Here is a 14,704-nt window from a genome sequence, read left to right on the forward strand (position 1 = left end):
GCCTGCCAGAGCTCTACCTCGCGACATCGACCTTCGGAGCACGCCATGACCACGCTGACCACGACCACCTCTCCCCCGTCGTCCCCTGCCCCCGCGAGCAGCCCGCGGGTCACCGGGACCCTGCGCGTCACCGGCACGCTCGGCGAGCGCTACCGCGAGATCCTCACGCCCGAGGCGCTCGACTTCCTCACGCTGCTGCACGACCGGTTCGTGGCGCGCCGCCACGAGCTGCTCATGGACCGCCAGCAGCGCCGCCAGGACGTCGCCGACGGCATCGACCCCGACTTCCGCGCCTCGACGCGGCCCGTGCGCGACGACCCGTCGTGGCGCGTGGCGGGCTCGGCCGGCGCGCCGGGACTCGAGGACCGCCGCGTCGAGATCACCGGCCCGACCGACCCCAAGATGACGATCAACGCCCTCAACTCCGGCGCCAAGGTCTGGCTCGCAGACGCCGAGGACGCGTCGAGCCCCACGTGGCGCAACGTGATCGAGGGCCAGCTCGCGCTGCACGACGCGATCCGCGGGACGCTGACCCACACGGCCGGCTCGGGCGAGCACCGCAAGGAGTACCGCCTGCGCTCGACCACGCTCACCGACCTCCCGACGATCGTGTTCCGCCCGCGCGGGTGGCACCTCATCGAGAAGCACATGCGGTACGTCGACCGGGCGGGCGTGAGCGTCTCGGCGTCGGCGTCGCTCGTCGACTTCGGGCTGTACCTGTTCCACAACGCGCACGAGCTCGTGGCGCGCGGGCGAGGCCCGTACTTCTACCTGCCCAAGCTCGAGGGGCACCGCGAGGCCCGGCTGTGGAACGACGTGTTCGTGCTCGCCCAGGACTACCTCGGCCTGCCGCAGGGCACGATCCGCGCCACGGTGCTCATCGAGACGCTGCCCGCGGCGTTCGAGATGGAGGAGATCCTCCACGAGCTGCGCGACCACTGCGCCGGGCTGAACGCCGGGCGCTGGGACTACCTGTTCTCCGTGATCAAGGCGTTCCGCACGCGCGGCGACTCGTACGTGCTGCCCGACCGCGCGCAGGTCACCATGACCGCACCGTTCATGCGCGCGTACACCGAGCTGCTCGTGCAGACGTGCCACCGGCGCGGCGCGCACGCGATCGGCGGCATGAGCGCGTTCATCCCGGACCGCCGTCGGCCGGACGTCACCGAGCGCGCGTTCGAGCAGGTGCGCGCGGACAAGCGCCGGGAGGCGACGGACGGGTTCGACGGCACGTGGGTCGCGCACCCCGACCTCATCGAGGTCGCGCGCACCGAGTTCGACGCGGTGCTGGGGGACGCGCCGAACCAGGTCTCGCGGCAGCGCGACGACGTCCGGGTGGGCCAGCACGAGCTGCTCGACATCGGGTCGGCCCGCCGGGCCGGGGCCACCGTCACCGCGGCGGGGCTGCGCTCGAACGTCTCCGTCGGGGTGCGGTACCTCGAGTCGTGGCTGCGCGGCGTCGGGGCCGCCGCGATCGACCACCTCATGGAGGACGCCGCGACGGCCGAGATCTCGCGGTCGCAGGTGTGGCAGTGGATCGCGTCCGGCACGCGCACCGAGAACGGCGTGCCGATCACGCGCGAGCGCGTCGAGGCGCTGCTCGCGGAGATCGTCGACGACCTGCCGCGCACCCCGGGGAACCGGATCGACGACGCCGCGCACGTGTTCCGCGCCGTCGCGCTCGCCGAGGACTTCCCGACGTTCCTCACCATCGGGGCGTACTCGCAGTTCCTCGTGGGTTCCGAGGTGGACCAGCCGTAGCGCGGTCTCCCGCCCTCCACGGCCCCGGTGCCGTCGCCCCACCCGGCGGCGGCACCGAGGCCGTGCTCACGGGCGCGTGCCATCGCCCTCGACGGCGGAGACCGCAGTGTGGGAGCATCCGGCCACGCACGGTGGCACCTGTCGTCCGGGCGCCCGCCCGCACGACACCGGAGCACCATGAGCACCCCTGTGACGCCGCCGTCCTCGCCGACGCCCCCTCCCGGCCCGCCGCCCTCCTCCCCCGGCCCGGCCGCGCACCCGAACCCGTACGCGGCGCCGCCGTCCGCAGCGCACCCCGGCCCTCCGTACGCGGGCGCCCCGCAGCCCCTCGCACCGCACCCGGGACCGCCGCACCCCCACGTCCCGCAGCCGGCCCCGCCGCGCGCGGCACCGGGGCGTGGCGGTCTGTCTCGGACGGCCGTCGGGCTGCTCGTCGGGGTCGTGTGCCTCGTGGTCGGGGGCGGGACGGGGTACGCCGCGGGCGTCGCGACCGACGCCGGCGCCCGGATCGCCGCGTGGGTCACGGCCCCGACCGACGACGCGTACGGCGACGAGTGGCCGGGCGACGGCTGGTCGGACGAGGACTGGTCCGAGGGCGACTGGGAGGGCACGGGCACGCGCGACGACCCGTGGCTGTTCGACGGGTACACGATCGGCGGCGAGGAGTGGGAGATCCTCCTCGAGGAGCCGTACGAGGCGACCGCGGACGTGCTCGCGCACGACGACGTCAACGCCCCGCCGCCCGACGGCGTCGAGTACTGGATCGTGCCCGTCACCGCCACCTACACCGGGTCCAGCTCGCAGGTGACCGCGTGGGGCGCGGTCGACGTCGGGTTCGTCGGCGACGACGGCGTCCACGCCGAGGGCGGGTGCGGCGCGGTGCCGCACGCGCTCGTGAGCACGGGCCTCATCGGCTCGGGCGACACCGTGACCGGCAACGTGTGCCTCGCGGTGCCGGCAGGCGCCCCCGGCCTCTGGACGCTCTCGCTGGAGCGGTACGAGCCCTGGTACCTGCGCGCGGCCGACCCGCTCGCGGGCTGACCGCCCTTCCGACCTGGTCGACGCCCCGCGGGCCGGACGGCCTCGTCAGCCCGCGGGGCGCCGCGCGTCGAACACGTCGCGGTTCTCGCGGATGGTGCGCGTGTGGGCGAGCGCCCACTCGACGAGCGCGAGCACGGGCGGCAGCAGCGTCTCGCCGAGCCCCGTGAGCGCGTAGTCGACGCGCGGCGGCACGACGGCGTGCACGGTGCGGCTCACGAGGCCGTCCCGCTCGAGCTGGCGCAGGTTGAGGGTGAGCATGCGCTGCGAGATCCCGTCGATCCCGTGGAGCAGCCCGGTGAAGCGCTGCGGGCCGGCGGAGAGCATCCCCAGGATGAGGACGCTCCACTTGTCGCCCACCCGGTCGAGGACCGAGCGCACCTCGCTCGTCGCCTCCGCCGCGGCGCAGCCGCGGTCGACCGGGATGCCGTGGCGCTCGGCGAGCTCGCGCACCACCGGCACGTCCGTGCTGGGCGTCGTCGTCATGGGGGTCTCCGTCTTCTCCGGATGCTGCTCCGTGTGCCTCACGCACACCGGTGTGCCTTTTGTACCGGTGCTCATGGTTACCCATCATGTGCCCAGGCACAAAGAGTGACCGGCCGCCCTGGGCCGTCGCCGCCTCCTCTCGAAGGACTCACGCATGAACGTCGCCCTGTGGATCGCCTCCGGTCTGCTCGCCCTCGCCTTCCTCGGCGCGGGGCTCATGAAGGCCCTGCGCCCGATCCCGGTGCTCCAGGAGCAGATGCGTTGGGTCACGCCCGAGCGCGCGGCGGGCGTGCGCGCCATCGGGTGGCTCGAGGTGGCCGGCGCCGTCGGCGTGATCCTCCCCTGGGCGCTCGGCGTCGCGCCGGTGCTCACCCCCGTCGCCGCGGTCGGGCTCGCGCTCACGCAGGTCGGCGCGATCCCTCTGCACGTGCGCCTCGGCGAGGCCAAGGCCGTCCCGGCGAACGTGGTGCTGCTCGCCCTCGCGGTGTTCGTCGCCGTCGGCCGGTTCGCGGCGCTGTGACCCGCGGGCGGGCCGCGGCCCGCCCCAGGCCGCCGCGGGGCTGCGCGGACCGCGCGGACGGCCCCGCGACAGGGCGACAGATCGGCCCTACCCCGACACTCTCGCGCGGCCGGCGGTCCGCTGGACAGCCCCGCGGCCTCCGCTACGCCGTCGCGACGAGCGGGTACCGGCGGCGCAGGACGAGGCGCTGCCCGAGCGTCCACGTCACCGTCACGAGCAGATACAGGGCAGCGGCGAGGGGCACGAAGCAGGCGATCACGGCGGTGACGAACTGCAGGGCACCGAGCGCGTTCTGCAGGCCCGGGCCGGAGAGCACCGCCGCACCGGACATGCTCGGCCCGGTGTCGGCACCGGGCGTCGTCCGGGGCAGCGCGAGCCGACCGCCGGGCAGGGAGGCGCGGCGCGTGAGCTCGCCGACGAGGGCGATCGCGAGCACGACCACGCCGGCCACGACCACGGTCGGCACACCACCCGCCCCGAGCCCGCCGACGAGGCTCGAGCCCAGGGGCGCGCCGAACAGGGTGTGGCCGAGCAGCGCGTTGCCGTGGCCGGCGATCTCCGCGTGCAGGAACAGCGCGTAGACCACCCCGACCACGGGCGCCTGGGCCAGCATCGGGAGGCACCCCGCGAGCGGCGTCGTGCCCTCGCGGGTGTAGAGCTCCACGGTTGCGCGCCGCAGCCGCTCGGGGTCGTTCCGGTGCCGACGCTGGAGCTCGGCGAGCCGCGGTGCGAGACGCGCGCGGTCGCGCTCCGCCTTCGCCTGCGACACGCCGACGGGGACGAGCAGGGCGCGCACGGCGAGCGTCAGCAGGACGACGGCCGCCGCGGCCGCGGCGCCGCCCGCGAGGGGTTCGAGCAGGTCGGACAGGCCCATCAGCGCGCGGTACGCGGCGTCGAGCACGGTGGAGACGAGCGGGAGGTCGAGCAGGTTCATGGTGGTGTCCTCGGTCGAACGTGCGGGGTACGCGTTCGCCGATCACCCTGCGGTGGGCAGGCAGCAGCACGCCGCGCAGCGACGCGGGTGCGGGTGGGGTCCCTCGGCCGGGTGATCAGCCGAGGAGTCGGCCGGGAGCCCGGGGTCGGGCACGACCCGGGGCGTCCGGGTCGCTCTGCGTGACGGCGGGACCGACGTCGACCGTGTCGCGCAGGCGGCCCGCGGGGCGAGCCGCCACACCGAGCGCGAGGGGTGCGCCCCAGCGCGCGGCCACGGCGGCCACGGCCGCGACGAGGGCGGTGGCGCCGAGGAGGAAGAGCGTGGCCGTGAGGGTCGACGTGCCGAGCAGGAGCGTGAGCGCGGAGGCGAGGTCGCGCGCCACGACGAGCAGGTCGTTCATCGCGCTGCCTCCTCTCCGGGCCGTCGGGGCCCCGTGGGGCCCGCCGTCGGGCCCGTCGTGGAGCCCGTCGGTGAGGTCAGCCTAGGCTATGTCGAGCGCCGCCCACTCGTCGTCGGTGAGCAGGCGCGACCGGATGATGAAACGCACGCCCTCGGGCGCCTCGACGCTGAACCCCGCGCCGCGACCGGGCACGACGTCGATCGTCAGGTGGGTGTGCTTCCAGTACTCGAACTGCGCGCGGCTCATCCACACGGGCACGACGAACCGGCCCGCCGCGCCGTCCGCCCCGGCGGGGCCGTCCGCGCCGGGACCGTCCGTGCGACCGGGCGCGTCGACGACGAGGTCACCGAGGTGCACGTCGGCGTCGCCGAGCAGGAATTCGCCCTGCGGGTAGCACATGGGCGACGACCCGTCGCAGCACCCGCCGGACTGGTGGAACATGAGCTCGCCGTGGACCGTCCGCAGCCGCGCGAGCAGCGCCGCGGCGTCGTCGGTGAGCGCGACCCGCGCGGGTGGCGCGCCAACCGGACGGACCGAGGGGACGTCGTCGACCACGAAACCCTCCACGTGTCAGGCCGACCAGGCGATCCCGGCGCCGCGAGCAGGTGGTCCTGGTCCGTCCGGACGGCCGGACGAGCCAGGACCACCTGCTCGGCGGCCGGGGGGAGAGGGGGCCGAGCCCGTGGTCGGTAGGCGGGCAGGGCGGGTGGGGTTGGTCTAGAAGAAGCCCAGCTTCTGGGCCGAGTAGGAGACGAGGAGGTTCTTCGTCTGCTGGTAGTGGTCGAGCATCATCTTGTGGTTCTCGCGCCCGACGCCGGAGCCCTTGTAGCCGCCGAACGCGGCGGCGGCGGGGTACGCGTGGTAGCAGTTCGTCCACACGCGTCCGGCCTCGATGGTGCGGCCCGCGCGGTAGGCGGTGTTGCCCGACCGCGACCAGACGCCGGCCCCGAGGCCGTAGAGGGTGTCGTTGGCGATCGTCATGGCGTCGTCGAAGTCGGAGAAGTCGGTCACCGCGACGACCGGACCGAAGATCTCCTCCTGGAAGATCCGCATCGAGTTCTTGCCCTCGAAGATCGTCGGCGTCACGTAGTACCCGCCCGCGAGGTCGCCGCCGAGCTCGGCGCGCGACCCGCCGGTGAAGACCTTCGCGCCCTCGGCCTTGCCGATCTCGATGTACGACAGGATCTTCTCGAGCTGGTCGTTCGACGCCTGCGCACCGATCATCGTCTCGGTGTCGAGCGGGTTGCCCTGCCGCACGGCCTTCGTGCGCTCGATCGCGTCGCCGAGGAACGTGTCGTAGATGGACGACTGGATGAGGGCGCGCGACGGGCACGTGCACACCTCGCCCTGGTTGAGGGCGAACATCGTGAACCCCTCGAGGGCCTTGTCGTAGAAGTCGTCGCGCGCGTCGGCGACGTCGGAGAAGAAGATGTTCGGCGACTTGCCGCCGAGCTCGAGCGTGACCGGGATGATGTTCTGGCTCGCGTACTGCATGATCAGGCGGCCGGTCGTCGTCTCGCCGGTGAACGCGATCTTGCGGATGCGCGGGCTGGACGCGAGCGGCTTGCCCGCCTCGACGCCGAACCCGTTGACGACGTTCACCACCCCGGGCGGCAGCAGGTCCCCGATGATGTCCATGAGGAAGAGGATCGACGCGGGCGTCTGCTCGGCGGGCTTGAGCACGACGCAGTTGCCCGCCGCGAGCGCCGGGGCGAGCTTCCACACGGCCATGAGGATCGGGAAGTTCCACGGGATGATCTGGCCGACGACGCCGAGCGGCTCGTGGAAGTGGTACGCGATGGTGTCCTCGTCGATCTCGGAGATCGACCCCTCCTGCGCACGGATCGCGCCCGCGAAGTAGCGGAAGTGGTCGATCGCGAGCGGGATGTCGGCGGCGAGCGTCTCGCGGACGGGCTTGCCGTTCTCCCACGACTCGGCGACGGCGATCCGCTCGAGGTTCTCCTCCATGCGGTCGGCGATCTTGTTGAGGACGTTGGCGCGCTCGGTCGCGCTCGTGCGGCCCCACGACCGGGCGGCGCCGTGCGCGGCGTCGAGAGCGCGCTCGATGTCGTCGGCGGTGCCGCGCGCGACCTCGGTGAAGGTCCGGCCCGTCACGGGGCTCGGGTTCTCGAAGTACTGCCCGCCGGCCGGCGCGACGTACTCGCCGCCGATCCAGTGGTCGTACCGGGCCTTGTACTCGGCGATCGCCCCGTCCGTGCCGGGGGCTGCGTAGACCGTCATCGTCTGCCTCCTCGCAGTGCTGACTCGCAGTGCTGGTCCTCGCCGCGCCCTGGGGGAGGTCGCCGTCGGGCGGGGAGCGTCCGACGGCGGTGCGCGGCCCGGCGCCTCGTCGCGCCGTGCGGCCGACGGTAGGCGGCGCAGGGTTGCAGGACCGTTGCAGCGGGCGGCGTCTGCCGGACCTCAGGCGAGCTCGTCGTCGAGCAGGTCGAGGTGGGCGCGGGCGCGCAGCCACAGCGGGCTGCCGTGGTCCGCGACGCGCTGCAGCCGCGTCCACGCGGCGTGGTCCTCGGCGCCGTCGTCGGTGCGCGTCCACGCGTCGAGCACGTCGGCGCTGCCCGCGGCCACGACGGCGGTGCGCAGCTCGGCCGCGAGCTCGGCGCGCAGGTGCTCGACGGCGGGCGCGCCCGAGCGCGGCAGGAGCGGCGCGCGGTAGGCGGCGACGGCGCCGCGGACGTCGCCCACCGCGAGGTGGTCACGCACGACGTCGGCGTCGGTCCGCAGTGGCCGGGCGAGCCGGTAGGGGCGCGACCCCGCGAGGAGCGCGCCCGCGACGCGCCGCAGGCGCGACACCTCGGCGCGGACGGTCACGTCGGAGAGCTCGCCGGGGTGCAGCAGGACGGCGAGCTCGTCGGCGGACAGCCCGCGGGGGTGCGTCGCGAGGAGCACGAGGATCTCGGCGTGGCGCAGCGAGAGGCGGTGGTCGAGGCCGTCCGGCGAGCGCAGCACGGGCGCCGTGCCGAGCACGAGCAGCTCGGGCGCGCCGTCGCGCGGCGGTCCCGGGACCCGGCCGGGGCCGTCGTCGGGCCCCGTCGCCGCGGCGCGCTGGGCGAGCTCGCGCTCCAGGCTCAGCACGGTCGCGCGCACGAGCGAGAGCACGACGCCCGACGCGGCGGACTGGCGCCCCGTCACGTCGAGCACCCCGAGGACGCGCCCGCTCGCGGGATCGTGGACGGGCACGGCCGTGCAGCTGAACGCCTGCACGGGCCGGGAGAAGTGCTCGGCGCCGAGGACCTGGACGGGGCTGCGCGTCGCGAGCGCGGTGCCGGGAGCATTCGTCCCGACCCGTTCCTCGCGCCAGACCGACCCCTCGACGAACCCGACGCGGTCGACGGCGTCGCGCAGCGCCCGGTCACCCTCGACCCACAGGAGGCGGCCCGCGTCGTCGGACACGGCGACGACGAGGCCGTCGTCGGCGGCGGCGTCCACGACGAGCTCGCGCACGACCGGCATGACGCCCGCGAGCGGGTGCGCCTCGCGGTAGGCGACGAGGTCGTCGTGGGCAAGGCCCGAGTCGGTGCGGGGCGCCTCCGGGTCGACGCCGCTGTGCACGGACCGGCGCCACGAGTCGGCGACGAGCGGGTGGACGCCGCGCGGGAGGACGCCGTGGTCGAGGAACGAACGGTAGGCGGCGCGCACGGAGCGCGGGTCGCGGCGCGCGTCGGGGCGGCGCGGGTGCTCCTCGGAGCGGGGCGGCGGTGCGGGAGTGCGCGGCACGGGACCTCCACGTCGTCGTGCGGTGCTGGGGCCAGTGTAGGTCGCGCGGGATCCGGCGCGAGCGGGCGTCAGCCGGTGCCGGGCGGCGCGTGACCGGCGACCTCGCGCGCGACGCACCGCAGGGCGCCGAGGACGACGGTGGTCGCGGCGGTCGGCGCGGCCCCGCGGCGCACGGCCGCGTACACCGGGCGGGTCCGGGGCGCGCGGAGCGGGCGGGCGTCGACGGCGTACCGCGGGTCGACGGCGAGGCCCGGCAGCAGCGCGACGGACAGCCCGGCCTCGACGTGCGCGAGCAGCAGCTCGTAGCTGGGCAGCCGGGCGACGACGCGCGGCTCGAAGCCGGCCTCGCGGCACGCGCTCTCGACGAGCGTGGACAGGTAGCGCCCGGGGAGGTCGGCCGCCCACGGCGCGTCGGCGAGGCGCGCGAGGTCGGCCGGTTCGCCGGGGGCCTGGTCGCCGCGCGCCGTGACGAGCACGACCGGGTCCTCGAGCAGCGGGACGGTCGCGACGTCGGGCCCGGCGAGCAGCGCGCCGTCGAGCAGGTCGGCGGTCACCGCGACGTCGACGTCCCCACGCCGGAGCGCGGGCCCGCTCTCGCGCGGGTCGAGCTCGTCGACCTCCACCTCGACGCGCGGGTGCTCGACGGCGAGCCGCGTCGCGAGCGGGATGACGAGCGCGCGCACCGCGCTCGAGAACGCGGCGACGCGCACGACGCCGGCCGGCTCGCCGTCGGGATGGGCGAGCTCGGCCTCGGCGAGCGCCATCTGGTCGAGGATGACGCGCGCGTGCCGGGCGAGCGTGCGGCCGGCGGGCGTGAGGCGGACGCGTCGGCCCGTGCGCTCCAGGAGGCGCGCGCCGGTCTCGGCCTCGAGCGCGGCGAGCTGCGCGGAGACGGCGGACGGGCTCAGGTGGAGCGAGGCCCCGACGGCGCGCACGGTCCCGAGGCTCTCGAGCCGCGCGAGGATCTGCAGCCGGGCCGCGTTGAGCACGTGCGCACTCCCTTCTGTGCGGGTTCCCCGCACAGACTGTACGCAGACTCGCGCTGTACGCGCACAGCGGCGCGTCCCTACGCTCCGAGCATGACGTTCCCGCCCTCCCCCGCGCCCGCACCGCCGTCCGCCCCGTCCCACCGTGGGGGGCGGGCCGCCGCGGACGACGCCGCGCGGTTCTGGGCCGACGCCGACCGTCACCTCGTGCGGTACGGCGGGCCGTTCACGCCGGAGATCGTCGAGAGTGCGGCGGGCAGCTTCGTCACGACGGCGGACGGGCGCCGGGTCCTCGACTTCACGTCGGGGCAGATGAGCGCGATCCTCGGGCACAGCCACGCCGCGATCGTCGAGACGGTGCGCCGCCAGGTCGGGACGCTCGACCACCTGTTCTCCGGGATGCTGTCGCGCCCGGTCGTCGACGTCGCGCGCCGGCTCGCGGACACGCTGCCCGACCCGCTCGAGAAGGTGCTCCTGCTGACGACCGGGGCCGAGTCGAACGAGGCCGCGATCCGGATGGCGAAGCTCGTCACGGGGCGGCACGAGGTCGTCTCGCTCGCCGGGTCGTGGCACGGGATGACGCACGCCGCGGCCGCCGCGACGTACAGCGCGGGCCGCCGCGGCTACGGCCCGACGGCGCCCGGCAACCTCGTCATCCCCGTCCCCAACGCGTACCGGCCCGACCACCTCGCGCCCGACGGCACGCACGACTGGCGCCGCCAGCTCGACCTCGCGTTCGACCTCGTCGACGTGCAGTCGACGGGCAGCCTCGCGGCGTGCCTCGTCGAGCCGATCCTCAGCTCGGGCGGGATCGTCGAGCTCCCACCGGGCTACCTCGCGGCGCTGCGCGACAAGTGCCACGAGCGCGGGATGCTCCTGATCCTCGACGAGGCGCAGACGGCGCTGTGCCGCACCGGCTCCTGGTACGCGTTCGAGGGGCGCGACGGCGAGGAGCCCGTGGTGCCGGACATCCTCACCCTCTCCAAGACCCTCGGTGCCGGGCTCCCGCTCGCCGCCGTCGTCACGAGCGCCGAGATCGAGGCGCGCGCGCACGAGCGCGGCTTCCTCTTCTTCACGACGCACGTCTCGGACCCGCTCGTCGCGGCGGTCGGCACCACCGTGCTCGACGTGCTCCAGGCCGAGCGGATGGATGCCCGCGTCCGGGTGCTCGGCGACCGCCTGCGCGCCGGGCTGCTCGACCTCCAGGACCGCCACGCGACGATCGGCGACGTCCGCGGGCGCGGGCTGCTCCAGGGCATCGAGCTCGTGCTCGACCGCGAGACGAAGGAGGGCGCTGACGCCCTCGGCGCGCTCGTCACCCGGCGGGCGCTCGAGCTCGGGCTCCACATGAACGTCGTGCAGCTCCGCGGCATGGGCGGCGTGTTCCGCATCGCCCCGCCGCTCACCGTGAGCGAGGACGAGCTCGACCTCGGCCTCGAGCTGCTCGACCAGGCGCTCGGCGACGCGACGCGCGAGCTCCTGGGCTGACCGCCGGTCACCCGGGCGGGTCGGCCACCCGGCGCGCGCCGACGGCGAGCACCCCGTCGCGCACGACCGTCACCGGGCCCAGCGCGGGGACGTCGAGCGACGCGCGGACGCCGTCGAGGACCCGGTCGTCTGCGCCGTCGGGCGTCTGATGGACGAGCCAGAGCGCTCCGCCCGGGACGAGCAGCGCGGCGAGGGCGCTCGCCTCGGCGTGGGCCACGCGCGTCCAGAAGACGTTGACGTCCACCGCGAACGCGACGTCGAACGGGCCGCCGGGGACGTCCGGACCGCCGGTCGCCGCGAGCTCCCCGCGCCGCACGACGAGGCGGCCGTCGTCGACAGCGACCCGGTTGCGGGCGGTCGTGCGGGCGACCGCCGTGGCGGACCGGTCGAGCGCGACGTACCGCACGCCGGGGTGGGTGGCGAGCACGAGCTCGGCAGCCGCCCCGGGACCGGGGCCGATCTCGAGCACGGCCTCGTCGCCGCGGAGGTCGAGCAGCGCCACGGCCCGCCGCACGCGCTCCGGGACGGCGGCGGTCACGCGTCCAGTGTGGCCACCGGAGCGAGCGTCCGCAGCGTGCGTTTACACCGTCTCAGCATGCGTCACGAGCCTTCCGTGATGCGGACGGCCGACCTAGCCTGACGAGCGAACGCCCACCACGCGCCCGGAGGACACCATGCCCGCACCGCTCGACACCAGCGAGAAGATCACGCAGTACGCCCACCCCGACCGCCTCGTGAGCACCGACTGGCTCGCCGAGCACCTGGGCGAGCCGGGCGTCGTCGTCGTCGAGTCCGACGAGGACGTGCTGCTCTACGAGACCGGGCACATCCCCGGCGCGGTGAAGATCGACTGGCACACCGACCTCAACGACCCCGACACGCGCGACTACATCGACGGCAAGGGCTTCGCCCAGCTCCTCGGCAGCAAGGGCATCGCGCGCGACACGACGATCGTCGTCTACGGCGACAAGAACAACTGGTGGGCGGCCTACGCGGCGTGGGTCTTCACGCTGTTCGGCCACGAGGACGTGCGCCTGCTCGACGGCGGCCGTGGTAAGTGGATCGCCGAGGGCCGCGAGGTCACGACGGACGTCCCGGAGCCGGTCGCGGTCGAGTACCCGGTCGTCGAGCGCGACGACGTGACGATCCGCGCGTTCAAGGAGGACGTCCTCGCCCACATCGGCAACGGGCCGCTCGTCGACATCCGCTCCCCGCAGGAGTACACGGGCGAGCGCCTGCACATCCCGGACTACCCGGAGGAGGGCGTGCTGCGCGGCGGCCACATCCCGACGGCGCGCAACGTGCCGTGGGCGACGGCGGTCGCGGAGGACGGCACCTACAAGTCGCGCGAGCAGCTCGAGGCGATCTACCAGGAGGGCGGCCTCGGCCTCGCGACGGACGACGAGGTCGTCACGTACTGCCGCATCGGCGAGCGGTCGAGCCACACGTGGTTCGCGCTCACGTACCTGCTCGGCTTCGACAAGGTCCGCAACTACGACGGCTCGTGGACCGAATGGGGCAACGCCGTGCGCGTGCCGATCGTCAAGGGCGAGGAGCCCGGCGAGGCCCCGGCGTCGCTCAACTGACCCGCGTCCCGCGCGAGCGTGCCCGACGGCGCGCGGCCCGTCCTCCCCGACGGCGCGCGGCCCGTCCTCCACGACGGGCCGCGCGCCGTCGGCGTGCCGCGGGCATACGACGCGTCCGCGGAGCGTTCCGCACGGTGGGACTGCCGTCCCGCCGCCCCGGCCCCGATGCGAGGATCGCCCCCATGAGCTCCCCCTCCGACGCTTCGCCCGACCTGCCCGCGACGCTCGCGGAGATCCGCGAGGACTTCCTCGCGATGCCGGAGCGCGAGCGCCTCCAGCTGCTGCTCGAGTTCGCGAACGAGCTGCCCGACCTCCCCGAGCGCTACGCGAGCGCGCCCGGTCTGCTGGAGCGGATCGAGGAGTGCCAGTCGCCGGTGCGGGCCTTCGCGGAGGTCGACGACGCGGGCGTCGTGCACTTCTACGCGACCGCCCCGGCCGAGGCCCCGACGACGCGCGGCTTCGCGTCGATCCTCGCGCAGGGTCTCTCGGGCCTGACGGTGCAGGAGGTGCTCGACGTGCCCGACGACTTCCCGATGTCGATCGGCCTGACGCGCGCGGTGAGCCCGCTGCGCATCGGTGGGATGAACGGCATGCTCACACGCGCCAAGCGCCAGGTCCGCGAGCAGGTCGCGGCCCGCGGCTGACGGGAGGCCCCTTCCGAACCCGCCGAGCATGTGGTCGTTGCCCGCCCGGCCGCCACGACGGGACGCCTCCGCATGGTCAGCTCGGTAGGCGGGCCAGGGGCGTCAGTCGCGGAGGGCCAGGCGGCGCGCCAGGACGGCGCAGACGACGAGCTGGAGCTGGTGGAAGACGATGACCGGCACCGCCACGACGCCGGCGACCGCGACGGGGAACAGCACGCTCGCCATGGGCAGGCCCGTCGCGAGCGACTTCTTCGACCCGCACATGAGCAGGGCGACCCGGTCCTCGGTCGAGAGCCCCAGCGCCGCGCCGCCCCACCACGTGGCCGCGAGCATCACGGCGAGGACGATCGCGCTCACGACGAGCAGCGCGACGATCGACCACCCGGACACGCTCGACCACACGCCCGCCGACGACGCCGCCGCGACCGCGCCGAACACCACGACGAGGATCGTGCCGCGGTCGACGCCGAGCGTGAGCCAGCGCCGCGCCCGGACCCAGTCCCCCGCCCACGGCTGGAGGAGCTGCCCGACGACGAACGGCAGCAGCAGCTGGAGCAGCACGGTGCGCAGGCCGCCGAGCCCGCCCGTGGGTCCGTCGGCTCCCCCGCCGGTCCCCGTCATGAGCCACAGCACGAGCAGCGGCGTGATCACCATGCCCGCGACGTTCGACACCGTCGCGCCGCAGATCGCCCCGGCGACGTTGCCGCGCGCGACGGACGTGAACGCCACGGACGACTGCACGGTCGACGGGAGCAGGGACAGGTAGAGCATGCCGGCCGCGAGCGGCGCCCCGACGAGCGGCTCGATCGCCCACGCCGTGACGAGCCCGAGCACCGGGAAGACGACGTACGTCGCGGCGAGGATCCCGCCCTGCAGGCGCCAGTTGCGCAGCCCGGCCCAGACCTCCCGGGTGGACAGGCGCATGCCGTAGACGAGGAAGAGGACGGTGACCGCGACGTCCGCGGCGGCGTCGACCGCGCGCTGCGCGCCCGGCCCCACGGGCACCACGAGCCCGAGCACGAGCACCACGAGCAGCGTCACGACGAAGGGGTCGACCCACCTGCTCAGGACTGCACGCACGGGGACCGAGCCTAGCCCGGCGCACGACCCGGGACGGCACCCGCCC

The 14,704-nt window shown here is 74.9% G+C and carries 15 protein-coding genes; 6 read left to right on the forward strand and 9 right to left on the reverse strand.

What is annotated here, in order from left to right; genetic code table 11:
* Positions 1-45 precede the first annotated feature (45 nt).
* Together aceB and ACPCUX_RS01545 are read left to right on the forward strand one after the other, a co-directional pair.
* Positions 46-1,761 carry a malate synthase A gene (aceB, locus tag ACPCUX_RS01540; RefSeq protein ID WP_423388039.1) on the forward strand — a complete coding sequence of 572 codons (1,716 nt, stop codon included), beginning with the start codon at positions 46-48 and terminating at the stop codon, positions 1,759-1,761.
* A 177-nt stretch (positions 1,762-1,938) separates the two neighbouring features.
* On the forward strand, positions 1,939-2,802 hold the full coding sequence (locus ACPCUX_RS01545; RefSeq protein WP_423388040.1) for a hypothetical protein: 864 nt from the start codon (positions 1,939-1,941) through the stop codon (positions 2,800-2,802).
* A gap of 45 nt (positions 2,803-2,847) precedes the next feature.
* On the opposite strand, the gene ACPCUX_RS01550 is transcribed toward ACPCUX_RS01545, so the two are convergent.
* A complete protein-coding gene (locus ACPCUX_RS01550) occupies positions 2,848-3,285 on the reverse strand; it encodes a winged helix-turn-helix transcriptional regulator (RefSeq protein ID WP_144722428.1) in 438 nt (145 codons plus the stop codon).
* A 154-nt stretch (positions 3,286-3,439) separates the two neighbouring features.
* Here ACPCUX_RS01550 and ACPCUX_RS01555 point away from each other — a divergent pair, with 154 nt between their 5' ends.
* Positions 3,440-3,805 carry a DoxX family protein gene (locus ACPCUX_RS01555; protein ID WP_144722427.1) on the forward strand — a complete coding sequence of 122 codons (366 nt, stop codon included), beginning with the start codon at positions 3,440-3,442 and terminating at the stop codon, positions 3,803-3,805.
* 142 nt (positions 3,806-3,947) lie between these two features.
* Here the strand turns inward: ACPCUX_RS01555 and ACPCUX_RS01560 are convergent, their stop codons facing one another.
* From ACPCUX_RS01560 to ACPCUX_RS01585, 6 genes are all read right to left on the reverse strand, one after another.
* Positions 3,948-4,739, reverse strand: coding sequence for a YidC/Oxa1 family membrane protein insertase (locus ACPCUX_RS01560; RefSeq protein WP_423388041.1), 792 nt, complete (start codon positions 4,737-4,739; stop codon positions 3,948-3,950).
* Positions 4,740-4,854: 115 nt separating this feature from the next.
* Positions 4,855-5,139: a DUF6412 domain-containing protein gene (locus ACPCUX_RS01565; protein WP_034653680.1), complete on the reverse strand. Its 285-nt coding sequence runs from the start codon at positions 5,137-5,139 to the stop codon at positions 4,855-4,857.
* 81 nt (positions 5,140-5,220) lie between these two features.
* Positions 5,221-5,694, reverse strand: a complete 474-nt coding sequence (locus tag ACPCUX_RS01570; RefSeq protein ID WP_423388042.1) for a DUF779 domain-containing protein — start codon at positions 5,692-5,694, stop codon at positions 5,221-5,223.
* 162 nt (positions 5,695-5,856) lie between these two features.
* Positions 5,857-7,380, reverse strand: a complete 1,524-nt coding sequence (locus ACPCUX_RS01575) for an aldehyde dehydrogenase family protein (protein ID WP_423388043.1) — start codon at positions 7,378-7,380, stop codon at positions 5,857-5,859.
* Between the two features lie 180 nt (positions 7,381-7,560).
* Positions 7,561-8,874, reverse strand: a complete 1,314-nt coding sequence (locus ACPCUX_RS01580; protein WP_423388044.1) for a transcriptional regulator — start codon at positions 8,872-8,874, stop codon at positions 7,561-7,563.
* A gap of 68 nt (positions 8,875-8,942) precedes the next feature.
* The gene (locus tag ACPCUX_RS01585; protein ID WP_423388045.1) at positions 8,943-9,863 is read right to left on the reverse strand and encodes a LysR family transcriptional regulator; all 921 of its coding nucleotides are present in this window, start codon (positions 9,861-9,863) and stop codon (positions 8,943-8,945) included.
* Between the two features lie 90 nt (positions 9,864-9,953).
* Here ACPCUX_RS01585 and ACPCUX_RS01590 point away from each other — a divergent pair, with 90 nt between their 5' ends.
* Positions 9,954-11,348, forward strand: coding sequence for an aspartate aminotransferase family protein (locus tag ACPCUX_RS01590; RefSeq protein WP_423388046.1), 1,395 nt, complete (start codon positions 9,954-9,956; stop codon positions 11,346-11,348).
* A gap of 7 nt (positions 11,349-11,355) precedes the next feature.
* Here ACPCUX_RS01590 and ACPCUX_RS01595 read toward each other — a convergent pair whose 3' ends face one another.
* The gene (locus tag ACPCUX_RS01595; protein WP_251177101.1) at positions 11,356-11,886 is read right to left on the reverse strand and encodes an SAM-dependent methyltransferase; all 531 of its coding nucleotides are present in this window, start codon (positions 11,884-11,886) and stop codon (positions 11,356-11,358) included.
* 136 nt (positions 11,887-12,022) lie between these two features.
* Between ACPCUX_RS01595 and ACPCUX_RS01600 the strand changes: the two genes are divergently transcribed.
* The gene (locus ACPCUX_RS01600; protein ID WP_021483735.1) at positions 12,023-12,934 is read left to right on the forward strand and encodes a sulfurtransferase; all 912 of its coding nucleotides are present in this window, start codon (positions 12,023-12,025) and stop codon (positions 12,932-12,934) included.
* Between the two features lie 182 nt (positions 12,935-13,116).
* Positions 13,117-13,578 (forward strand): SufE family protein, encoded by a 462-nt coding sequence (locus ACPCUX_RS01605; protein ID WP_021482841.1) that lies wholly within the window; start codon positions 13,117-13,119, stop codon positions 13,576-13,578.
* A gap of 102 nt (positions 13,579-13,680) precedes the next feature.
* On the opposite strand, the gene ACPCUX_RS01610 is transcribed toward ACPCUX_RS01605, so the two are convergent.
* A complete protein-coding gene (locus ACPCUX_RS01610; protein ID WP_144680469.1) occupies positions 13,681-14,658 on the reverse strand; it encodes a bile acid:sodium symporter family protein in 978 nt (325 codons plus the stop codon).
* Between the last annotated feature and the right edge of the window lie 46 nt (positions 14,659-14,704).

This window comes from Cellulosimicrobium sp. AB352 (assembly GCF_049538415.1).
Classification (GTDB): Bacteria; Actinomycetota; Actinomycetes; order Actinomycetales; family Cellulomonadaceae; genus Cellulosimicrobium; species Cellulosimicrobium funkei.